Source organism: Methanomicrobia archaeon, assembly GCA_016930255.1.
Classification (GTDB): Archaea; Halobacteriota; Syntropharchaeia; order Alkanophagales; family Methanospirareceae; genus JACGMN01.
Map to the genome: position 1 here is coordinate 1 of JAFGHB010000037.1, position 21,097 is coordinate 21,097.

21 protein-coding genes and 2 tRNA genes are annotated in these 21,097 nt (G+C 47.3%); 19 read left to right on the plus strand and 4 right to left on the minus strand.

What is annotated here, in order from left to right:
• The 9 genes from JW878_05695 to JW878_05735 form a co-directional block, all read left to right on the plus strand.
• Nucleotides 1–2,394, plus strand: a 2,394-nt coding sequence (locus JW878_05695; GenBank protein MBN1762553.1) for a HAMP domain-containing protein, incomplete at its 5' end; no start/stop codon positions are given.
• 57 nt (nucleotides 2,395–2,451) lie between these two features.
• Nucleotides 2,452–2,976, plus strand: coding sequence for a chemotaxis protein CheW (locus JW878_05700; protein ID MBN1762554.1), 525 nt, complete (start codon nucleotides 2,452–2,454; stop codon nucleotides 2,974–2,976).
• Nucleotides 2,977–3,032: 56 nt separating this feature from the next.
• Nucleotides 3,033–3,956: a hypothetical protein gene (locus tag JW878_05705; GenBank protein ID MBN1762555.1), complete on the plus strand. Its 924-nt coding sequence runs from the start codon at nucleotides 3,033–3,035 to the stop codon at nucleotides 3,954–3,956.
• 87 nt (nucleotides 3,957–4,043) lie between these two features.
• The gene (locus JW878_05710; protein MBN1762556.1) at nucleotides 4,044–4,406 is read left to right on the plus strand and encodes a response regulator; all 363 of its coding nucleotides are present in this window, start codon (nucleotides 4,044–4,046) and stop codon (nucleotides 4,404–4,406) included.
• Between the two features lie 46 nt (nucleotides 4,407–4,452).
• The gene (locus JW878_05715; protein ID MBN1762557.1) at nucleotides 4,453–5,547 is read left to right on the plus strand and encodes a chemotaxis response regulator protein-glutamate methylesterase; all 1,095 of its coding nucleotides are present in this window, start codon (nucleotides 4,453–4,455) and stop codon (nucleotides 5,545–5,547) included.
• 31 nt (nucleotides 5,548–5,578) lie between these two features.
• Entirely contained in the window at nucleotides 5,579–7,609 is a 2,031-nt protein-coding gene (locus tag JW878_05720) for a chemotaxis protein CheA (protein ID MBN1762558.1), read from the plus strand.
• 54 nt (nucleotides 7,610–7,663) lie between these two features.
• Complete coding sequence (locus JW878_05725; protein MBN1762559.1) at nucleotides 7,664–8,329, plus strand: chemotaxis protein CheC; 666 nt, start codon at nucleotides 7,664–7,666, stop codon at nucleotides 8,327–8,329.
• 33 nt (nucleotides 8,330–8,362) lie between these two features.
• Complete coding sequence (locus JW878_05730) at nucleotides 8,363–9,019, plus strand: chemotaxis protein CheC (GenBank protein MBN1762560.1); 657 nt, start codon at nucleotides 8,363–8,365, stop codon at nucleotides 9,017–9,019.
• Nucleotides 9,020–9,021: 2 nt separating this feature from the next.
• Entirely contained in the window at nucleotides 9,022–9,525 is a 504-nt protein-coding gene (locus JW878_05735; GenBank protein MBN1762561.1) for a chemotaxis protein CheD, read from the plus strand.
• A gap of 82 nt (nucleotides 9,526–9,607) precedes the next feature.
• Here the strand turns inward: JW878_05735 and JW878_05740 are convergent, their stop codons facing one another.
• Nucleotides 9,608–10,582: a protein-glutamate O-methyltransferase CheR gene (locus JW878_05740; protein ID MBN1762562.1), complete on the minus strand. Its 975-nt coding sequence runs from the start codon at nucleotides 10,580–10,582 to the stop codon at nucleotides 9,608–9,610.
• A gap of 172 nt (nucleotides 10,583–10,754) precedes the next feature.
• Here JW878_05740 and JW878_05745 point away from each other — a divergent pair, with 172 nt between their 5' ends.
• From JW878_05745 to JW878_05790, 10 genes are all read left to right on the plus strand, one after another.
• A complete protein-coding gene (locus tag JW878_05745; GenBank protein MBN1762563.1) occupies nucleotides 10,755–11,255 on the plus strand; it encodes a hypothetical protein in 501 nt (166 codons plus the stop codon).
• A gap of 231 nt (nucleotides 11,256–11,486) precedes the next feature.
• Nucleotides 11,487–11,559: transfer RNA gene (locus JW878_05750), tRNA-Arg, on the plus strand.
• 237 nt (nucleotides 11,560–11,796) lie between these two features.
• Entirely contained in the window at nucleotides 11,797–12,138 is a 342-nt protein-coding gene (locus JW878_05755; protein ID MBN1762564.1) for a 50S ribosomal protein P1, read from the plus strand.
• Between the two features lie 104 nt (nucleotides 12,139–12,242).
• Nucleotides 12,243–12,317, plus strand: a tRNA-Glu gene (locus JW878_05760).
• Nucleotides 12,318–12,610: 293 nt separating this feature from the next.
• The gene (locus tag JW878_05765; protein MBN1762565.1) at nucleotides 12,611–13,534 is read left to right on the plus strand and encodes a 2-oxoacid:acceptor oxidoreductase family protein; all 924 of its coding nucleotides are present in this window, start codon (nucleotides 12,611–12,613) and stop codon (nucleotides 13,532–13,534) included.
• A gap of 4 nt (nucleotides 13,535–13,538) precedes the next feature.
• On the plus strand, nucleotides 13,539–14,759 hold the full coding sequence (locus JW878_05770; GenBank protein MBN1762566.1) for a pyruvate synthase: 1,221 nt from the start codon (nucleotides 13,539–13,541) through the stop codon (nucleotides 14,757–14,759).
• 5 nt (nucleotides 14,760–14,764) lie between these two features.
• Nucleotides 14,765–15,700 (plus strand): pyruvate synthase, encoded by a 936-nt coding sequence (locus JW878_05775; GenBank protein ID MBN1762567.1) that lies wholly within the window; start codon nucleotides 14,765–14,767, stop codon nucleotides 15,698–15,700.
• Nucleotides 15,666–17,084, plus strand: a complete 1,419-nt coding sequence (locus JW878_05780) for a CoA-binding protein (GenBank protein ID MBN1762568.1) — start codon at nucleotides 15,666–15,668, stop codon at nucleotides 17,082–17,084. The genes JW878_05775 and JW878_05780 overlap by 35 nt, the downstream gene beginning before the upstream one ends.
• Complete coding sequence (locus tag JW878_05785; GenBank protein ID MBN1762569.1) at nucleotides 17,050–17,751, plus strand: acetate--CoA ligase family protein; 702 nt, start codon at nucleotides 17,050–17,052, stop codon at nucleotides 17,749–17,751. The genes JW878_05780 and JW878_05785 overlap by 35 nt, the downstream gene beginning before the upstream one ends.
• Nucleotides 17,752–17,857: 106 nt before the next feature.
• A complete protein-coding gene (locus JW878_05790; protein MBN1762570.1) occupies nucleotides 17,858–18,988 on the plus strand; it encodes a Glu/Leu/Phe/Val dehydrogenase in 1,131 nt (376 codons plus the stop codon).
• A 221-nt stretch (nucleotides 18,989–19,209) separates the two neighbouring features.
• Here JW878_05790 and JW878_05795 read toward each other — a convergent pair whose 3' ends face one another.
• The 3 genes from JW878_05795 to JW878_05805 all read right to left on the minus strand — a co-directional run bounded on the left by JW878_05795 (nucleotide 19,210) and on the right by JW878_05805 (nucleotide 20,913).
• On the minus strand, nucleotides 19,210–19,824 hold the full coding sequence (locus JW878_05795; GenBank protein ID MBN1762571.1) for a hypothetical protein: 615 nt from the start codon (nucleotides 19,822–19,824) through the stop codon (nucleotides 19,210–19,212).
• A 27-nt stretch (nucleotides 19,825–19,851) separates the two neighbouring features.
• Nucleotides 19,852–20,451, minus strand: a complete 600-nt coding sequence (locus JW878_05800; protein MBN1762572.1) for a hypothetical protein — start codon at nucleotides 20,449–20,451, stop codon at nucleotides 19,852–19,854.
• Between the two features lie 141 nt (nucleotides 20,452–20,592).
• Entirely contained in the window at nucleotides 20,593–20,913 is a 321-nt protein-coding gene (locus JW878_05805; protein ID MBN1762573.1) for a hypothetical protein, read from the minus strand.
• Between the last annotated feature and the right edge of the window lie 184 nt (nucleotides 20,914–21,097).

Genomic DNA, 21,097 nt, shown 5'->3' on the forward strand with positions numbered 1-21,097 from the left:
GATCAGGTCATCGGACTGAAAACAACAGAGTTATTCCCGAAGAAGGGGGGAGAAGCGATAAATGCAGTCATTGACACCGGTGAGCCCATAGACCACGCTGAAATGAAGTTAGGGAAGAATGTGGATGGCGAGAAGGTAGAGATGCCAATTCTGGCGTCCTGTCGCCCGATTTACGATGCCAAAGGGGAGATAATCGGTGCGGTTCCTGCGTTTACCGAAATCACCGAACTCAAAGAGAAGGAGAACGTTTTCACGCAGATATTCAAGAATATCCCGCTTCCCATGCATTTGATCTACGTGGACAAAGAGTATCGAGTGCAGTATGTGAGCGAAGAACTAGCGAAGTACAGAGGCTTTGAGAGTGTGGATCAGGTCATCGGACTGAAAACAACAGACCTATTCCCAGGAAGAGGTGGGAAAGCGATAAATGCCGTTATTGATACCGGTAACCCAATCGACCACGCCGAGATGGTCTTAGGGAAGAAAGTTGATGGAGAAGAGATAAAGATGCCAATTCTGTCATCCTGCCGTCCGATTCACGATGCCAAAGGGGAGATAATCGGTGCGGTCCCTGCGTTTACTGAGATCACGGAGCAGAAAGAGAAGGAAGAAGCTATCCGACAACAGCAAGAATACTTACAGAGGAATACCGTGAAGATCAACGAGGCCATGTCAGAAATCGCGAGCGGCAACATTGAAATAACATTGGAGAAGGAGAAGAGCGACGAAATTGGCGAAATCATTGACAACGTTCACGCCGTTGCGGAATCGGTGAAAGGGTTAGTAGCAGAGGCAAAACTGCTTACAGATGCGGCAGCAGAAGGGCAATTGGATATGAGAGGAGATGTAGAGAAGTTCAAGGGCGCCTTCGCTGAAATTATCCGGGGTATCAATGATACACTCGACGTCGTTGTTGAGCCGATCAAAGAAGTAGAAGCAGTCATGCAGCGTGTGGCGGTGAATGATTTCACGACGAAAGTTGAAGGCGATTATAAAGGTGAGTTCGGGAAACTGGCGAAAAGTGTAAACAAGACGCTCGTTGGAAATGTGCATCTCCAAGACGCGTTTAATAAACTTGCAGAGGGCGATCTAAGGGATCTTGAAATGTTTAAGCAATACGGTAAATTATCAGAGAACGACAGATTATCTCCGGCTTTCATAACGATGATGGAAACCATCAAAAATCTAGTGACCGAAGTACAGCAGCGTAGCAGTGATGCTATGGTAGGAAAGCTAGATATTCGTAGTGATGCGGGTAATTTCAAGGGTGCGTATAGAGACGTTATCGGAAGTATTAACGAGATGCTGGATGCAGTTGTCAACCCCGTTAATGAGTTAGAGACACTCTTGAATCAAATAGCCCGCGGTGACCTCAGTGTGGTGATGGAAGGGGACTACAAAGGGGAGTTCGAAGCGCTAAAGAACGATCTCAATCTTGCCACGGAGAGTCTATCAGATTTACTTGTAGAGCTGCAAAACACAGTAGAGCACGTCACGTCGATAAGTAAAGAGTCAGCATCCTCCGTGGAGCAGGTTAATTCAGGTATGCAGCAGATCTCGTCAGCAGCGCAACAAATAGCACGGGGCGCGCAAGAGACATCGAACACTGTCAACGAATCGGCAATGGAGATTAAAGAGACGAATGCAGTGTTAGAACAGATGCAAGCTCATGCAGACGAATCCAATAAATTTGCCGTGGAGTGTGCAGAAAACGCACGAGAGATGAATGCAACAGCTAAGAAATCAGCGGAAGGAATGCAGGAAATCCAGGCTGCTATCGCTAGTACTGTAAATGTCGTAACGAACCTAGGCGGTTCAATAGAGCAAATAGGAAAAACGACTGATATGATTGAGAGCATTGCAGACCAGACGAATCTGCTTGCTTTGAATGCAGCGATAGAAGCTGCGCGTGCCGGAGAACATGGGCGCGGATTTGCGGTCGTTGCCGAGGAAGTGCGAAAACTTGCGGAAAACTCGAAAAAGTCCACCGCAGAGATCGAAACAATGATAAAGGGATTGCATGCAGAAATGGATAAGGTCATGAAAGCCACAGACAGTGTCACACAGCGTGCCGAGATAGGTCGTAAGGATCTCGAGAAGGTGGTAGAGAGTGTAGAGCAAACCGCAGCCATGATCGAGGACATCAAGAACAGGATGGGAGAAATTAGCGAAGGTGCAAGAAAAGGAGCAGAAAGCATTGTAAAGGTGTCAACTGGTGTGGACGAGATTGCCAGTTCTGCAGAAGAGAGCGCATCGTCGTCAGAAGAAAGTTCATCCGCAGTAGAAGAGCAAACCGCAGCCATAGAACAGCTCAGCAGCGGTATCCAGAAACTTTCAGAGATCACAGATCAAGCGACACAGATGATTGCAAAGTTTAAACTAAAGGAGAGATAAGGAGGTTTCCAACCTCTTTCTCCCTTAGTTGCAGGAGGTATGAATGAGAAAATGGTGATGGAGGGAACAGGAATAGGAAAAGAGAACGATGAAGTAAAGGCAAAAGTAGAAGGAGGCGGCGCAAATCAGCAACAGTTGGTGGTCTTCAAGCTAGGTGGTGAGGAATTCGGCGTTGACATCATGCAAGTGCGTGAGATAATACGCAAAGAAGCCCTTACCGTAGTTCCAAACGCTCCTGAATTCGTTAAAGGCGTGATCAATCTCAGAGGACAAATAACGACGATCATAGACCTTAGGAAGCGGTTAGGATTGCCAGAAAAGGAAGGCCAGGTGGATGAGCAGCAAGAACGAGTCATCGTGGTTGAATTGGGTAAAAATACGGTTGGGATGGCTGTGGATGCCGTAACAGAGGTGACGTATCTCGCAGAAACCGACGTAGATGAGGTGCCTCCATTGGTAAAAGAGAATATGAGGACCGAGTATCTCAAAGGTGTGGGAAAACTGCCGAACAGACTGCTCATCTTGATAGACCTGAAACGCGTGCTGTACGGGGAGGAACTGAACTCACGGCAACCTGCGTAGCAAGTTAAACGTGCATCCTGATTCGTTCAAAAACAATTCAGGAGGATGAAAAGAAAATGCAGTTCTCTCTGCCGGGTGATGATACCTGGAGTGAAGGAAAGCTGATGCTCGAAAACGGGAGCTTATGCTTCTGCAGCAACGAACAATCAAAACGATCCCTCCTCCCTTCTCCGTTATCGAAAAAAGGCAAGAATGGAGGGTTCACTATTCCTATACGCAGTATAAGAGACGTAATACGAGATAAGGGCGGTATCTTAACCATAAAACATACCGGCAATGCGAAATTACGCGCAGAAGAACCGGGATCGCAATCAGACCTGCTCCTCTCAACGCAGCTCTCCGCTGATGAGCGAGTACTGAACGATGTGGAGCGAGAGTTAATACTCAGGATGGATGCATACAAGTTCAATGTTTACTTTACACATGCAGGCGAAGGCGGTGTGCTCTCGATGGAAAAGAACGTAGAGCTTGAGAAAGGGCTATTGAAGATCAACAACGAAGCGTTATGGATAATCGGACGAGACAGCCATAAGCGAGTAGCATGGGATGATATAGCAAACGTAGAGCAGAAGAAACGGAGCAGGTATAAGGGCGTTGAATATGGTGCAATATCCATCGACTACTTTGACAAGGAAAGCGTAAACAACGAGATGATATCCACTATCGTCATTACCAGAGGCTCCACTATGGATGTCTTAAAACGGCATGCCTTGGAACTGCTGGATGCATATAAAGTTGATGAAGAACTTTCAGAGATAGAGAATCAGTTGCTGTCCATGATGTATGCCGGTGCTTTAGACCTTTCCCCTGCGGGACTCGCACCCACGGCTGAAGCCTTTGGGTTGAGTGAAGACACGCTGACGACTCATTTGGAACACCTGAGTGACCTGAAAATATTTAATCGGACGAGTCAAACCCTGAGTAAAAAGGGTATTAAGTACGTGATTGACCTGTCGAAAAATGGTACGTTCGGGGGTTAGTTAGATAAAGTGGTAGATACGTGAACGAAGATGAATCCCCCACCCAAGATCGACCGAAGAGAGATAGGAGGTTAGATAGAAAGAGAAATGGCAAAAATATTGGTAGTTGACGATGCCGCATTCATGCGGATGATGTTAAAGAATATTTTGAGTGCGAACGGACACGAAGTCATTGGAGAGGCGGAAAATGGAATACAATCGATGGAGAAATACGAACAGCTGAAGCCAGAACTTATAACGATGGACGTTGTCATGCCGCAAATGGACGGTATCGAAGCGACAAAGGAGATTATGCGGAATCATCCTGAAGCGAAAGTAGTAATGTGCACCGCAGTGGGACAACAGGCGAAGGTGCTGGAAGCAATGAAAGCAGGCGCAAAGGGCTACATAGTAAAGCCGTTCCAGGCTCCTAACGTCTTGGAGGAATTAAAAAAAGTGTTGAGTGCGTGATCAACCTTCTTTAGAGAACGTGAAGCGTTTACGGAAGAGACACAGCATGATAGATGCGGAGAGGGAACTAGGATACGGAAAAAGAACGATAAAGGTGCTTGTGGTGGATGACTCTGCATTTATGCGCATCTTGGTTTCTGACATGCTCAACACGGATCCTGAAATTGAAGTGGTGAGCGTAGCGAGGAACGGTGAAGAAGGTGTGAGAAGAGTAAAAGAGCTTTCTCCGGACGTGGTAACGATGGACGTTGAGATGCCCAAGATGAATGGCATTGAGGCGGTAAAACACATCATGAAAGAAAAGCCGACCCCGGTCGTGATGTTGAGCGGTATCACGAAGCAAAATGCAGACGTTACATTGGAAGCATTGGCTCAAGGCGCTTTCGATTTCGTTACAAAGCCTTCTGGCACCCTATCTCTGGACGTAGAGAAAGTGAAGGATGAAATTATAGCAAAGATAAAAGCTGCGTATTCATACAACGGAAAAACAGGTACTGGCATGAACCGACGTCACGTTATGGCACAAACACCCGATTATACCTACGCTCATGCACATACGCCCGCAAACGAGGGTAGAATAAGCAAAAAAGTAGTTGTTATCGGCTCTTCTACCGGGGGTCCAAAAGCACTTGCCGAGATCTTTTCCGCGCTTCCACAAGGCATCCCAGCCGGCATGCTCGTGGTTCAACACATGCCGCCGTATTTCACCAAATCACTTGCAGAACGGCTGGATAAATGCTCTGGTGTGCACGTAAAGGAGGGCGAAGTCGGGGATATGATAACTAATGGCTCAGCACTCGTTGCTCCGGGGGATCATCATATGACCATAAATACGGGGAAGATACGCCTTAATCAAGAACCGCCGGTGAACGCCATCAGACCCTCGGTTGATGTCACCATGATGTCCATTGCCAAAACGTACGGTTACAACACCATTGGCGTCCTCCTCACCGGTATGGGGAATGACGGTGCAGCGGGAATGAAAGCGATCAAAGAGCAAGGTGGTAAAACGATAGCCTGTGATGAGAAGACTTCTGTAATCTTCGGTATGCCAAAAGAGGCGATTAAGCTCGGATGCGTGGATAAGATCGTGCCGCTGCAGGAAATCGCGGCTGAAATCATGAGGTGTGTGGTAAATTGAGTTACTGCAATGGAGGGATACGGTGAGTGAGATGAGTACTGACACTGATATCGATCTTTCGCAATACCTGAACGTGTTCTTGGAAGAGACGAAAGAGCACCTGCAGGTGTTTACGCAGGCTATGATAGATCTCGAAGACGCAGATGCTGACCGTGCTGCCGAAGTGCTAAATGAGGCTTTTCGTGCTGCGCACACGATAAAAGGTATGTCGGCCTCGATGGGGTTCGGGACCATGGAGCATTTATGCCACTCGACAGAGGATTTGATGGACAAACTCAGGAGTGGCAGTCGCAGCGTAACGCCGGAAATAATTGACGTGCTCTTGGACTGCTCTACAAAATTAGAGGCATTAACCAGCAGCATCGAAGAGAACGGAAACGATGCCATTGATATCTCTGCAGTACTAACAGAACTCACAAGTCTTCTCGAGAAAAAGGAAATAGGTACGGAAAAAAGGATCAAAGAGAAGCAAGGAAAGGCGAAAAAAGGGCAGGGGAAAAAGAAAAAAGCGGATAACGATGAAGATACAGCTCAGCGTACCCGAACAACATACACGATAACCGTTTCGCTGGACAAGAGTTGCGAATTTAAAGGGGCAAGAGGATTCTTAGCGTTAAATAACCTCGCAGCACTGGGAGAGATTGTTAATACGATTCCATCACAGGAGGATATAGAAAGCGATAATTTTGACTCGGACTTTACGGTTCTTTTTGCAGCGGAGGCAAATAAGGAAGACGTAAAGAAAGTTCTCATGTCAGTTGGAGATGTCGAAAAAGTAGTGATAAGCGAAGAGAAGGAAGAAGGAGACTCCGAAACGGGAGTACAGTGTACGGAAAAGGCGGAGCCGGGACCAAAAAAGGTAAAGAGCAAAGATAACGGTAAAGAAAAAGAAGAGGCAGCAAAAAGCGTTCGTATGAGCATTGAGAAGCTGGATACGGTCGTTAATCTCGTGGGTGAGCTTGTAATAAACAAGAGCAGACTCATCCAGATAGGTAGAGAACACGAAATAGAAGAACTGATTAGCACGATGGCGGTCGTTGAACGAACAATAAGTGACTTGCAATACGAGGTGACACAGATGAGAATGATCCCGGTGGAGCACGTGTTTAACCGATTTCCTAAGCTTGTTCGTGACCTTTACAGGGCCCAGGGGAAAGAAATTGAATTTATAGTTGAAGGAAGGGAGATAGAGCTTGATAGAATCGTTTTGGATGAAATCGTCGATCCAATAGTTCACCTCTTAAGAAACGCCGTGGATCATGGGATCGGACTGCCGGAAGAACGGGAGCGGCTGGGTAAAAGTAGAAAAGGGAGGATAAGACTTGTTGCTCAGCGTGAAACGGGACATGTAGCGATAAGTGTGGAAGACGACGGAAAGGGTATGGACGCAAACACGCTGCGGGAAAAGGCGGTTAAAAAAGGTCTCATTTCTGTTGAAGAAGCTTCTAAACTTTCAGATGAGGACGCGTTTAAGCTCATTTTTATGTCCGGATTCAGCACGGCGGAGAAGACGACGGAGATTTCCGGGCGTGGCGTGGGCATGGGTGTGGTGAAGACGAAGGTGGAAGAACTGGGTGGTCTGGTAGAAATTCAATCCACGAGTGATATGGGAACGAGAATAATGTTGAAGTTACCGCTTACCACCGCCATCATTCAAGCACTGCTTGTTAAGGTCTATAATAAGACGTATGCCATCCCGTTATCAAACGTGAGGGAGATCATAAGTGTGCCACCGGATAGTATAAAAACGATACATGGAACAAGGGTAACCACAATCCGTGGTTCCATACTGCCACTTCTCCTGCTGCACTATCTGTTTGGGCTCTCCGATGCTGCCACTGCTACCAATAGCAATCATAACGATAAACTCGTTGTGGTCGTGGTAGAACGAAGCGAAGGTCGGATAGGCTTAGTGGTAGACGCTGCTCTCGAACAGCAGGAGATAGTGGTAAAGCCACCCGATGAACGTATGCAGGGTGTTACGGGGCTCGGTGGCTTCACCATTCTGGGCGATGGGAGCGTCATCCCGATACTTGACATTACCACCTTATCGTTGGCTTGATTGAGATAGAGGACGAAAAACCGAATGGACGAGATAGCGTGAGGGGGAAATGAAATGATCGAGAATAGGGATGGGAAAGAGAAGTTTTGGGATTCCGAGCTTGAGTTAGATCCGTTTAGGAAGGACGCACTCAATGAACTGGGTAACATCGCCTCGTGTCATGCAGTGACTGCTCTGGCAGAGATGACCGGAATGACAATAAATATCGCAGTGCCAAGTGTGGATATAGTCTCAATAACGGATACAGAGAAACTATTGGAACTGGAGAAGATAGTAGCGGGGAATTTTATTCGGCTTGAAGGTGGCTTCTCCGGCTATTTACAAGTTCTGTTCCCGGAGAGAAGCGCGTTGCGTCTCGTGGATGTCCTCATGTGCAGGGGGTCCGGAGAGACGAAAAGTATAGAAACAGAAATGGAAGAATCGGCGTTGATGGAAACGGGTAATATACTCGCTTCTGCGTTTTGCAGTGCCATTGCAGACTTTTTTCAGTTCTCTATGTTGCCGTCACCACCCTCCTTTGCTCTTGATATGATGGGTGCAATGATAGAAAGTGCTATCATAGCAGTGGCACAAGCGCATGAAACTGAGCATGTAGTTCTCTTCAAATGTGATTTTGAAGAAGAAGAAAACGGGCTCTATGGCTATATCTTGCTCTTCCCCAATGCGGAGAGTCTAAACAACATACTATCTATGCTTGAGGCAACAGTAGCGGCGGTATAAACAGAACAAAGGAGATAATAAGGAGAAAGAATAATGGAAGAAAACGGGGATTTTGGAGAGTTAGAGTTAAATCATTTTCAAAAGGATGCACTCAGTGAGCTTGGTAACATAGCTTCGGCACATGCTGTCACTTCTCTGGCTGAGATGACGGGGATGATCATAGATATGGAAGTACCAAGTGTGGACGTGGTGCCCCTAACGGATATGAAACACCAGATAGAAACCGAGAGGATAGGGGCGGGGATTTTAATCGGGCTTGAGGGCAGTTTCTCTGGTCATATGCAGATCCTTTTCCCAAAACAGAGTGCCTTGACACTTACTGATCTCCTGATGGGGAGGATGCCTGGAGAAACGATGAATATAGTCTCAGAAATGGAGGAATCGGCGTTGAAGGAGATAGGTAATATACTTGCCTCTTCGTTCTGTGATGCCATAGCGGACTTTCTTCAGTTTTCGCTGTTGCCCTCACCGCCCTCTTTCACGTTTGATCTGATTGATGTCGTGGTGGGGAACGCAGTAGCAGCCGTCGTAGCGGGATCTCAAAAAGATGAGCGTACCATCTTGTTCAAATGTGATTTCAAAGATGAAAACGAGAACGGACTCCGAGGATATATCATGCTCTTCCCGCAAAAAGAAAGTCTCAAAAACATACTCGCTATGCTTGAGGCAAAAGTGACATACAGGGGATAGAAATGGTTATAGAACGCTCGCAGTCCGAATCAGGAGATAAGGGAGAGCGATATTACGCAGGTATAGGAGAAATGAAAGTAGCTCATAATCCCAGCGCACTAATAATAATGGGGCTCGGTTCGTGCATAGGGCTTACGTTTCACGATAAATATGCGAGAGTTGGAGGAATAGCACATATAATGCTTCCTGATAGTAAGGGCTCTACGGTAAAGAGCTGCAAGTATGCAGACCTGGCTATTCCGTTACTGCTGAATGAGATGTTAAAGCATGATGCGAGGAAAGGGAGGATAGTAGCGAAGATCGCCGGTGGTGCATCCATGTTTGCAGCAATGGATACGTTGCAAATAGGGAAAAAGAACACAGAAATAGTTAAAAAAGCGCTCAAAGACGAAGGGATACGGCTTGTTGCTGAAGATACTGGTGGGACCTGTGGGAGAACCATTACACTGGATACACATACGGGCGATTTGAGTGTGAAGACAAAGGATACAATAAAAAAAATCTGACGTCTTCACACTCAAATATGTCTTGATTACTTGAGTTACAGAACAATTGGTCAATTCTCTGATTTCCGACGTCTAGTCTAATTCACATCATCTGTTTCTTATAGATCCGCTCTCGTGTATTTACGCACAGAAATTGATCTCTCACAGCTCCGGGCATTGTTTCGGTTCTGCCCAGGATCAAGTAACCGCCCACGTTTAAAGCGTTGTAAAAGGTGAGGAGTAATCTGCTTTGGAAATCCTTCTCAAAGTAGATCATGACATTTCTGCAGAAGATAATATCGAAGTGCGAGAACTTCTTGCCTGAAATAAGGTCATGTTGATTGAACCGCACGAGATGCTTTACTTTGTCTTTTATGTGATATTTGCCATTCCCGTCAGAATCAAAGTATTTTGGTATCTGGTACTTATTTATATTCTTCAGTGCCTGAGCATCGTAAACTCCGGCCCTGGCAGCTTTTAGTGCGTTCTCGTCAATGTCCGTAGCATGTATCGAAACAAGATAGTCATTCAGCTCTAAACCGAGCTTTTCGTGTAAGATGATGCCTATCGTATACGGTTCTTCACCGATGGAACACCCGGCACTCCAGATCCGTAATATCTTACTTTTACGATTCCTCTTATCGGAGAGCACTTGAGGTAAAACTTCGTTCCTGAAGGCATTAAAGGTCTCAGAATCCCTGAAAAATTCGGTGACGTTTATGGTTATGTCATTAAGAAGGGCTTTGTATTCATCAGGGTTTTTTTCTAAAAACTTGGTGTAGTCATCATAAGAAGTTCCAAAGCCTTTTGATTTCATCCTCACATCTATTCTTCTTTTTAAGTAGTTATCCTTGTAACTACTGCAATCCACACCCGTTCTATCCCATATCTTCTTCTTTAGCGTATTAAAAGCTAGTTCGTTGTTCACTACCATAGTCTCCACCCTGTACAGAGTACAAAACCTGCTATAGAGGATAAGAAGTTGAAATTGGTATAAAAACCTATTGAAAGTCGCAATATTTTTTACGACTATTGATAAAAATTTATAGTATAGTTTTTTATTACTCTGAATAACCATTTATAGCAGCTTTATGGAGCAATAGAATATTTATATCGGTTATTTTTCTTTAAAAGACCGCCAGATTTATATATTTCCATTTTAAAGCGGTATTAGAGGATAAAACGTAAAAATTACAATGCAGAACGGGGGATTAAGAAGGAATTGGGATAGGAACGAGGTGGCAAAAAGAGTGGCCGTACTCTCAGCGCTAACGATTGTTTTAGCATCCGCAGGTTTCACCTCACTAGCACTCGGAGGAGATACGGACACCCCTGCGGATATTGAACTGGACGGTGTAGATCCTGATTTAGTCACAGATGTGTGGAGTGCAAGTCTGGATTTTGCCGAAGACGTAGCTCAAAGGATAAATATCTCAGAGGAGGGATTTGGAGGGGAAAAAGCGATTGATGATTTAATCATGTTGATGCAAGTAACACTAGGGTTTACTTCGGAAGTACTAGGAATAATCCACGATAACGAGACGGTAACGGAAACGGGAACAGCTACGGCGACGGATACCGAGACAGATACAGAAAACGAGACGGAAGCGAATTTAACGCGTAATGAAACGGGTTTCATACCTAATGAGCGGTTAGAGGAAGCGTTTGAATATCTGCGGTTTTTACAAAGTGATAATCCCTGTGAAGCGGCAATAAATAAAATGGATACGATTGGAGCACGGGGCTACTAAGGGTAAATGTAATAGGGAGCGATACAAATCCCTGTCGCCTTCGGATGGGTCATACAGAATACAGAATCGGATGAAGATTTCTCTCTCTACTGCTCTGCTCGTTTTAAGAAAAGCTCGAAGATAGAAAGAAGCTTCATGTTATCCCTGCCGTCTTTTTTATTTTACCGATATCCTTATAATTTAAGGCGACCGGCTAGTCGATAGTACCAAGGTGCAGAGAGCATAAACGAAGGGGCCGTGTGGTAGCGGACTATCCCAGTGGGCTTCGGACCCGCTGACCTGGGTTCAAATCCCAGCGGCTCCGTAAAACCCCCCCTCTTAAAGAACCTAGTAGCTCGAAGAGACTTTAAGTAAGCATGGCACTTGCGATCGGGTTTCAGGTTCAGGGAAGCCAACACAGGAGGGAAGGTCTTTTAAAAAGAGGGATCGTTCACGAACCGCCCACCCCGCATTCCTTTTTATTTACTACAAGTAATTTATTAGAATATCACTCATAAAGAGAGAGGGTAGATAAAGATAAGACAAGGAGGTAACCGTAGAGATGGAATATATATACGCTGCATTGCTCTTGCATAACTCCGATAAGGAGATCACAGAGGACGGAATAACCGCGATACTGGAGGCTGCAGGTGTAAAGGCAGATAAGGGGAGAGTGAAAGCACTGATATCCGCGCTGAGTGGCGTGGACATAGAGGAAGCAATGGCGCAGGCACAGCCAGCTTATGCTCCTGTCGCAGTGGCGGCACCAGCAGCGGCTCCAGCGGCACAGGCAGCGGCTCCAGCTCCTGAAGCAGCAGAGGCGGGGAAGGAAGAGACGACCGAGGAAGAAAAAGAGGAAGCAGAAGAAAAGGGTATGGAAGGGCTATCAGCACTATTCGGCTAAAAAGCCTTTCCTCAATCTTTCTTTTTAAAGAAGACTTTACCAAAACGAAACGCGGGAACAATTTTTAAGTTCCTAAAACTCGCTTTCTTTAGGAAGGAACTTATGCTCCGGTAGTGTAGCTCGGCCAATCATCTCGGCCTTTCGAGCCAAGGACTCGGGTTCAAATCCCGACCGGAGCATCATTTTTTCTCATTTTAACTATTTATAGAGTTTTTTACAAAAATTTAATTAATAAGAGGCCTTTATCTACTGGTAAATTCCCACTAAAGTCCCACTTACACAATCCGCCTCAGTACAGCCAGATCGCTGGTATCCAACCGGAATAATTCTCCCCGTTGACCTCCATGAACGGTATTCGTGATCGTTTGTTTTAGTGGTGCTCGTGTAGTAAGGATGTTATTAAGCAATAATCACGCACGGTACGCAGAAGAGTTTTTAACCATATTCGCCTTAAGAAAAGATAGAGATTACAATGCTCATGCTCAGGGTGCGATTCCACGGCAGGGGTGGTCAGGGTGCGAAAGTTGCCAGCAGGGTACTGGGGACTGCGGCATTTCTGGAAGGCTATTATGCCCAGGACTTTCCTTTGTATGGTGCCGAACGGAGAGGTGCGCCGATTGCCGCATTCACCCGCATAGCTGACGAGCCCATCATGGAGCGCGGTGTGATATCAGAGCCTGATGTCGTGATAGTGATGGACAAAACCCTCTTGCGCGATCATCAGGCAAAACCCCTATCGGGATTGAAAAAGGGCGGCGTCATTTTCATAAACACTCCGCAAAGTCCGGAGGAAGCGAGGGCTGAGTATACGATTGCCGGACAGATTATTACCCTGGATCTTACCAAAATTTGCCTCGATATACTACAAAGGACCGTCATAAGCTCGCTCGCAGGTGCTGTTGCCGCCAAGATCGTTGGTCTCAGTGAGGCTTCTTTGAAGGCCGCGGTGGAGAAGGTGATCTCGGAGATCGTGACAGACAGCGTTATTTTAGAGAAGAACATAGAAGCAGCTCTGTACTGCTTTCATGCGATCCCAGCAGTAGAGCTAAAAACTACGGAGGCCGTTCAAATGGAGAGCCGTGTTTTTACTATGCCGTTCGAACCTGCTGCGATCTCCAGTCCTGCCCTCAACACTACGGGCACGACTGTTTTGCGAAAGACTGGCAACTGGCGAGTATTTAGACCAGTCTGGGATTATGATGCCTGTAACAAGTGTCAGATCTGCGTCGCCCGTTGTCCGGAAGGGTGCATTTTGGTAAATGAAGAGGGCTTTCCCTATGTTGACTACGAGAACTGTAAGGGCTGTTTGATCTGTGTTGAGGAATGTCCCGCAAAGACCTTAGGGAAGGAACGGGAGGTTCACGCAAAGGCTGATTCCGAGGAGGTGATTGGATAAGCTAATGAAGAAAGAGATGCTCACGGGGAATGCTGCGGCTGCATGGGGCGTGAGATTAGCCGAAGTGGATTACATTCCGGCCTTTCCGGTAACACCGCAGACAGAGATAATCGAGACACTGGCACGCTGGATAGCTGATGGGGATATGGCCAGCAGGTTCGTTACCATGGACTCAGAGCATTCCATGATTACAGCGGCGGGAGCTGCTTCTGCGACCGGGGTGAGGGCGTTTACCGCTACATCGAGTCAAGGGCTTCTGTACGGGTTTGAAATGCTCTATGCGGTGGCTGGTTGGCGCGTCCCTCTCGTGATGGTCAATGTATCGAGAGGATTGTCCGCGCCGATTACGCTTGAAACTGATCATAACGATGTACTCGCAGCGAGAGATTCAGGATTTTTGCAGATCCACTGTGAGACCTGCCAGGAGGTTCTCGATTCGATCCTGATGGCGTACCGATTGGTAGAGGACGAGCGGGTGCTTCTTCCGATTATTGTGAATATGGATGGGTTTTATCTTTCGTTTACCCGAGAACCCGTAGAGGTGCCGAACCTGGAGAGGGTCAGGAACTTTCTGCCGCCTTACCAGCCAAAACATGCGTTCTTCAAGGCAAGTCAACCAATGGCCCAAAGCGTGACAGCCCTCGGTGGATCACTGTATTCTTATTTCAAATACCAGATGCATCTGGGAAGTCAAAAGGCGCTGGAGGTCTACAAGGAGGTCTGTGTGGAATTTGAAAAGGAGTTCGGTCGGCACTATGACACCATCGAAGGCTATATGCTGGACGATGCCGACTATGTGCTCGTTATGACCAACTCATTTTCCACTCTCGGAAAGGCTGCGGTGAAGCGAGCCCGAGCAAGAGGGATAAAGGCCGGACTTTTGAGGTTGCGGCTCTTGCGGCCATTTCCGGCGGAGAATATACAAAGAGCACTTACAGGGAAGCGTGCTGTAGCGGTTATAGACCAGAATATCAGCGTAGGCAAGGGCGGCATTCTGCATTCGGATGTTGCCAGCTGCCTGTGTAATGAGAAGCAGCGACCTCTTTTGTTCTCGTTCATTGGCGGACTTGGCGGTAAGAACATAAGCCCAGGAGAGTTCGAGTTCATCTTTACTGAACTGATTAAGGCAGTCGCGGGAGAAGCGGTGGAACCATCACAACTGCTCTATACAGAGGAGGAATGGCAGGAAATGGTGAGATTGAAACGCATAGCCGGAAAGGAGTGAAAAATATGGGAATAGAGCGAATCAAATCCATCAAAGACCTTCCGCCGGAAGAGAACGTATTTTCGGGCACGCCAGCGTGTGCGGGTTGCGGGGCGCTTTTGAGCTTGAGACTGACTCTGAAGGCGCTCGGTAGGAAAATCGTTATCGTCAATGCCGCAGGATGCTTTACCCTCCTTACCATCTACCCCTATACCCCGTTCGCGAATTCCTGGCTTTATACCGCTATGGCCTCTGCTCCTGCGGGTGCGCAAGGGGTACGGGATGCTTTGGACATCTTGCTAGAAAAAGGACGGCTCGACCCAGAAGAGGATTTGAAGGTGGTTGTGCTGACGGGCGATGGGGCTGCGTACGATATCGGTCTCGCATCCACATCCGGTGCTATCTACCGCAACCTCGACTTCTATTATCTCTGTTACGATAACGAGGCCTACGGCAATACCGGCTTCCAGCGGTCTGGTGCAACACCCTTCGGATCAGGGACGGGAACAACCCCGCCAGGAAGTGTAAGGCCAACAGGGACGGAGCTGCCAAAGAAAGATCTCTTTGAGATCTGGCGGAGCCACAAGCCACCCTATCTCGCCACCATCTCGCCAGCCTACCCTGTTGATTTGATCAACAAATTTAAGAAGGCAGAGCAGTACAAAGGACCAAAACTCTTTATAGCCCTTTCCCCCTGTCCTCCTGGCTGGGCAACCGACCCCTCGTACACGGTAAAACTGGCGAAATTGGCGGTTGGTACGGGAGTATGGGCATTGAAAGAGGCGGTTTATGGCGAGGTGAGCCATACAATCGTTCCAAAAAAATTCAAGCCGGTGGAGGAGTACCTGAAAGAACAGGGACGTTTCGCGCATCTCTTCAAGCCGGTAAGACAGGAAGAGACGCTGAAGAAGATGCAGGAGATGGTAGATGACTACTGGAAGAGACATCAGCTTCTTCTTTAGCCCCGCAACCATCGCCTTGGTTGGGGCATCGCCGACACCCGGAAAACCGTCTCATGTAATACTGGAAAGCCTGAAGCGAATCGGCTACCCGGGCGCGCTCTATCCGGTGAATCCGAAATATTCAGCTATCGATGGTCTGAAGTGCTATAGCTCACTAACGGAGATAAACCGTGATATTGACGTGGCCATATTTGCACTTCCTGCTCCCACGGTCATAGTGATAATGGAGCGTACCGATAATGTCAAGGGTGCCATCATTGTCAGTGCGGGTTTCAAGGAGACGGGAGCTGCAGGGACGAAGCTGGAGGCGGAGCTGAAAGAGATCGGTGAGCGGAAAGGGATACGGATCATCGGTCCAAACTGTATGGGCATTTACGATACGGTGTCCCAGGTCGATACCTTCTTCACACCTGAGGGGCGGGTGAGGAGACCGAAGCGAGGTGTACTCTCCATACTCACGCAGAGCGGGTCGTTTGCCGAATTGATCATGGATGAGATGGCATCAGAAGGTATTGGCGTTGCGCGGATTGTGAGTTACGGGAACCGAGTGGATGTGGGGGAGACTGACTGTCTGAATTTCTTGACGGATGACGCGGCAACGAAGGTTGTGGCTATATACATGGAATCGGTAGACGATGGACGACGGTTCGTCGAGGTTGCGTCACGCTGTACCAAGAAAAAACCGGTTGTGGCCGTGAAGGTGGGGAAACGAGAGGCGGGAATCCATGCTGCACGATCCCATACGGGCGCGATATCCGGGAGGTATGAGATCTACCGGGCCGCATTTAAGAAGGCGGGGATCGTAGAGGTGAATGGCTATGAAGGGCTCAAGGATGCCTGTAAGGTTCTGAACACGTATGACCTGGTCGAGGGAAACAGAGTTTTGATTGTAACGGACGGCGGGGGGGTCGGCGTGAGTATGGCAGACGCCTGTGAAGATTTTGGACTCACGGTGAGCGAACTTAGCGAAGAGACGAGAAAACGCCTGAGTGCGAAACTTCTCGGGTTCTCCGCTACGGGTAACCCTATCGACCTGACGGGTAGTGTTACCGATGAGGATTACGTCACCGCCCTTAAGGAGGGTTTGCAGGATGATTTTGATATCGTTATTATTACAGTACTCTGGGGGGCGCCTGAAATCACGGAGGAGTTGACAGATAGGCTCAAGGAGGTCAGAGATAGCTATAATAAACCGCTCCTCATCTGTACCCCCAACAGCGAGTTTACGCGGAGAATGGCACAGCGCTTCGAGGAGAATGGTATGCCCGTATTCTTTACGCCCGAAAGCGCAGCGAGGGCGGCAGCGGTATTAGCTAGCGGGCCATTGGCGGTAAGCTTAGCGAGGAAGAATGAAGAAAGAAGAAGCGCAAAAGCTCGTACGTAATGCGTTGGCCCAGGGAAGGCACGTGCTCCTTGAGCCGGAGGCGAAGGCGCTCGTATCGGCATGGGGCATTCAGGTGCCCACATCTGTCCGTATCAAAGGAGTAGATGATGTCGCAGAAGCGTTAAAGGCAGTTACTCCCCCGCTTGTGCTCAAAGTGGTCTCGCAAGACATCATTCATAAAAGAGACGTCGGTGGCGTGATAACAGGTATAGATGATCGTGAAGAATTGAGCAAAGCTTTACGGGAGATGAAGGGGACGCTTGCGGAAAAAGCCCCCGCGGCACGGCTAGAGGGATTCCTCTTAGAGGAGATGATCCCGGCGGGGATCGAGCTGATAATCGGCGGTGTGCGGGACCCGCAATTTGGTCCTGCGGTTATGTTCGGCACCGGCGGCTTTGCCGTGGAACTCGTGAAGGATGTGAGCTTTCGGCTTGCACCGCTGAGCAGAGCGGAGGTTTTTGCTATGATGAAGGAGGTAAAGAGCTACCCGCTCCTGACCGGATTCCGGGGTTCGAAGCCGGTCGACCTGGAGAAACTGGCTTCCACCGTACTGAAGCTGTCTGAGGTCTTACTGGAACTCGAAGCGATAAAAGAGCTAGAAATAAACCCACTTTTGGTCTGTGACGTGGGTGCGGTGGCGGTAGATGCGAGAGTGGTGCTGCAATGACCGTGACCGTCCAAAAGTGCAAAATTAACCTAACTGATGCAACCGGCGGAAAGCATATCAAGATATAAGGACGTAAGAGAAATAGATGCAAGCGGGGGAATGGAAGATGGAAGTTTTTAGATTTACGGATGATTTAGGGCCGGCCAAGATCATACATGTTTATGAGCCTTCGGTGGGACTCAAGGGAATCCTGGTGGTGGACAACGTCGCGAGAGGCCCGGCAATCGGTGGATTGCGGATGGGCCTTGAGGTGTGTACCGAAGAGTGCTTCCGGCTGGCGCGTGCGATGACGTTGAAGAACGCGGTTGCTGATTTGCCTCATGGCGGCGGCAAGTCGGTGATTTACGCTGATCCGAAGATGCCGAAAAAAGATAAGGAGCGGCTGATTCGTGCATTCGCCAGCTCGTTGCGAGAGATTCAGGAGTACATTTTCGGCCCAGACATGGGCACTGATGAGGTGTGTATGGCCTGGATAAAGGACGAGATCGGCCGTTCGGTAGGATTGCCCAAGGACTTCGGTGGGATCCCCCTCGACGAGGTTGGAGCGACGGCATGGGGCCTCGCGCATGCCACGGAAGTCGCCCTCGATTATTGCGATTTTGATATGGAAAGCGCGCGCGTCGTCGTCCAGGGCTTCGGTGCCGTGGGCAAACACGCTGCACGATTTCTCACGGAAAAGGGTGCCGTGCTGGTGGGTGCCGCGGATTCCCAGGGGACGATCTACAATTCTCAGGGGCTTGATGTTAACGCCTTGATCGAGCTGAAACAGGCGGGCAAGAGCGTGGCCGATTATACTGCTGGCACGAAGCTCGATCGGGACGCAGTGGTCGACCTCGAATGCGATATCTGGATCCCGGCAGCGCAACCTGACGTGATTGACGAGCGCAACGTAACCCGATTGAAGACCAAGCTGGTGGTTGAGGGTGCGAACATTCCTATCACCTGCGGTGCGGAACAATACCTGCACGAGAACGGTGTGCTAGTTCTCCCGGATTTCATCGCCAACGCGGGCGGCGTGATCTGCGCGGCCATGGAGTACCAGGGTGCGTCGCAGACGGCGGCATTCCATGCTATCGAGGAGAAGCTGCGTCGGAATACAAAGCAGATGCTGGAGGATGCTGTGAGAAAGGGGATACAGCCCCGGGAGGCAGCCAGGGGCATTGTCGTGCAGCGACTGAAGAAATGCATGGGCTATCGGCGTTGGTCGCTGTTCTCGTCTGCGCCCGGGTTCATGTAGTAAACATAACGGTTCGCAAAAAACGTCTTGATTCCTGTCCGGCACGGTGATGGTGGTGAAATAGTCAAATTAGAGCAAGAGAGAAGAGGGAGAAGAAACATCCTGCGGCTGAGTAGAATAAGGCAATATTGGGCTTTGCAGACTCCTGTAATGTTTTACTCTGTCGAATAGTTCATTATTGCCTTTGTAAGGTGTTGCGGAAATGAGTTTAACTGCAAGGGTTACGTTGTTGACTCTCTCATGCCTGAATTTTTTTTATCTAGTCGTTCAAAACAATTAAAGAATTCTTCTCTCAGTTTTTTTCGATATTTTTTTATCTCGTCAAGTTCATACATATCCGATCTTGGAGCATCTCTTGCATTCATTCGCTTTATTTTTTTAAATAGATTTTCGATCTCGGATACTTCCGAACGCTTTGTTTCACGAGGAGTAGCTTGATAAATTGCATCGATAGCGGCGTATTCTAATTCTTCAAAAGCGATATGACAATCAACTTCGATTGGTTTCATCTCTTTTAATTCTTTTTTGAAATCTTTTTGTGCTTTTTTCCAAAAGTCATTCTCCCCTTCCACTCCTCTTTGGAGAGAATAAAGACTGCCGGTCATACCGGGTTCCCACGAGCCGGTTTGCACATATGAAATTTCTTTGTCAGTTATTGTGCCTCTAAAGGTCGGTGGCTTTTTGTAGAAAAATAATCGAAAATTATCGGCGTCGTTCGCTGCTTTTTCACTACTTAAAGGTCTATAGAGGTAGTTTTGTATCAGTCTAATAGCACACAGACTATCACCGGCTGCCCTTGCAAAATTTGCAAATGGATCCTTAAGATACTTGCTCATTGACTGTATATCAAACCGGCTTTCCAACTAACTCCATAATTCTTTCTCCTCCTCAAGTTCTTGGAGTTCCTTTAAAGTAACCTCTTTTAACATCTTTATATTAGCGAAATAGAAATTTACACTGCAATTTCCAAGAGGACTAAGGATTTTAGGAATTCGCTCTAAATCCTCTGTAAATGCGACACGGACAGCATGGAATTCCTCCTGAGGAGTAATTATAATCCTATTGTATTGCCTGATGCCCTTTGCTGATCTTGGATCCAATGGTTCACGCCAGAGATAGCCAGTATAACCCTTGTCCTTTTTAACCTTAGCTAATGTTTTAGGCCAAACATCACGAACGTTTCTTTTTTTTAGCTTTTCTAATAGGGATTCTAATATTTTACCTGTAACCCTAGCCGCATTTATGAAGAGCGGTGAAATTGTGGCAATTGTGGCAGCATCTGATAAAATATCTGAGATATCTGTAATCCCTAGGGGTTCACATGACTCAATTACGGGGCTCGATATACCACTGTCACGATAAAGTAATGATATCATTTCGTCCTCGTGAGCAATGATTATATCTCTAAAAAGCGATTTATTCACAGTTGGAAGCGGCAAATTAGCAACGTCATTTATCCTCATATTGCACATACCCTCAATGTTACTAGCTCTCCTACAACATATAAACTTTCCCCTTTATGCCCAGTTATTGCCGCGCTGGGGGATCGGCGAAGGATTTTCTTTAGCCTGCGAAGGATTTACGTCTTGAAATTTTGATTCCCCTTAGGTTTCATGCCGTCCACCCCTCAGTTGTTTCTTATTTCTATAATCTTCCAATCCTTCTTTCAAATAAATTAACCTTTGTGATTCTCCATATAATTCGCTCGTTATCTGCCACATAACAGTATAAGAGAAATATGCAAATCTACTCCAATCTTCAAGATTATTAATCGGCACGTGATAAAATTGATTTGAGTCATCTAAAATTTTTTTAGTTGCATCCTTTAGCTTTTCTGGACTAAAATGAATCAAACCAACTCTTGCCCTATTTAAAATGTCAAAATCACTATAATATCCCTCTAAGTGAATCTTTTCTAATTTCACTCTTTCTGTTATATTGCCAAATGTGAAATAGCCTTGCTTTAGCTTCTCAGGATCTTTTAAATTACGGATATGTTCATACTTTAGTGTTAGTTCAATGCAATTATAGTGAGGTACTAAACTTTTAATACTTATCTTTCGTATCTTAGTTCATGTCTAAACCCGAACAGATCCCTATTCATCGATC

Coding starts and splice junctions, on each gene's coding strand:
- JW878_05720 (MBN1762558.1), top strand. CDS start 5,579: ATGAGTACTGACACTGATATCGATCTTTCGCAATACCTGAACGTGTTC.
- JW878_05800 (MBN1762572.1), bottom strand. CDS start 20,451: ATGAGGATAAATGACGTTGCTAATTTGCCGCTTCCAACTGTGAATAAA.
- JW878_05775 (MBN1762567.1), top strand. CDS start 14,765: ATGGGAATAGAGCGAATCAAATCCATCAAAGACCTTCCGCCGGAAGAG.
- JW878_05735 (MBN1762561.1), top strand. CDS start 9,022: ATGGTTATAGAACGCTCGCAGTCCGAATCAGGAGATAAGGGAGAGCGA.
- JW878_05765 (MBN1762565.1), top strand. CDS start 12,611: ATGCTCATGCTCAGGGTGCGATTCCACGGCAGGGGTGGTCAGGGTGCG.
- JW878_05700 (MBN1762554.1), top strand. CDS start 2,452: ATGGAGGGAACAGGAATAGGAAAAGAGAACGATGAAGTAAAGGCAAAA.
- JW878_05740 (MBN1762562.1), bottom strand. CDS start 10,582: ATGGTTATTCAGAGTAATAAAAAACTATACTATAAATTTTTATCAATA.
- JW878_05795 (MBN1762571.1), bottom strand. CDS start 19,824: ATGAGCAAGTATCTTAAGGATCCATTTGCAAATTTTGCAAGGGCAGCC.
- JW878_05705 (MBN1762555.1), top strand. CDS start 3,033: ATGCAGTTCTCTCTGCCGGGTGATGATACCTGGAGTGAAGGAAAGCTG.
- JW878_05725 (MBN1762559.1), top strand. CDS start 7,664: ATGATCGAGAATAGGGATGGGAAAGAGAAGTTTTGGGATTCCGAGCTT.
- JW878_05710 (MBN1762556.1), top strand. CDS start 4,044: ATGGCAAAAATATTGGTAGTTGACGATGCCGCATTCATGCGGATGATG.
- JW878_05730 (MBN1762560.1), top strand. CDS start 8,363: ATGGAAGAAAACGGGGATTTTGGAGAGTTAGAGTTAAATCATTTTCAA.
- JW878_05770 (MBN1762566.1), top strand. CDS start 13,539: ATGAAGAAAGAGATGCTCACGGGGAATGCTGCGGCTGCATGGGGCGTG.
- JW878_05755 (MBN1762564.1), top strand. CDS start 11,797: ATGGAATATATATACGCTGCATTGCTCTTGCATAACTCCGATAAGGAG.
- JW878_05790 (MBN1762570.1), top strand. CDS start 17,858: ATGGAAGTTTTTAGATTTACGGATGATTTAGGGCCGGCCAAGATCATA.
- JW878_05780 (MBN1762568.1), top strand. CDS start 15,666: ATGACTACTGGAAGAGACATCAGCTTCTTCTTTAGCCCCGCAACCATC.
- JW878_05715 (MBN1762557.1), top strand. CDS start 4,453: ATGATAGATGCGGAGAGGGAACTAGGATACGGAAAAAGAACGATAAAG.
- JW878_05785 (MBN1762569.1), top strand. CDS start 17,050: ATGAAGAAAGAAGAAGCGCAAAAGCTCGTACGTAATGCGTTGGCCCAG.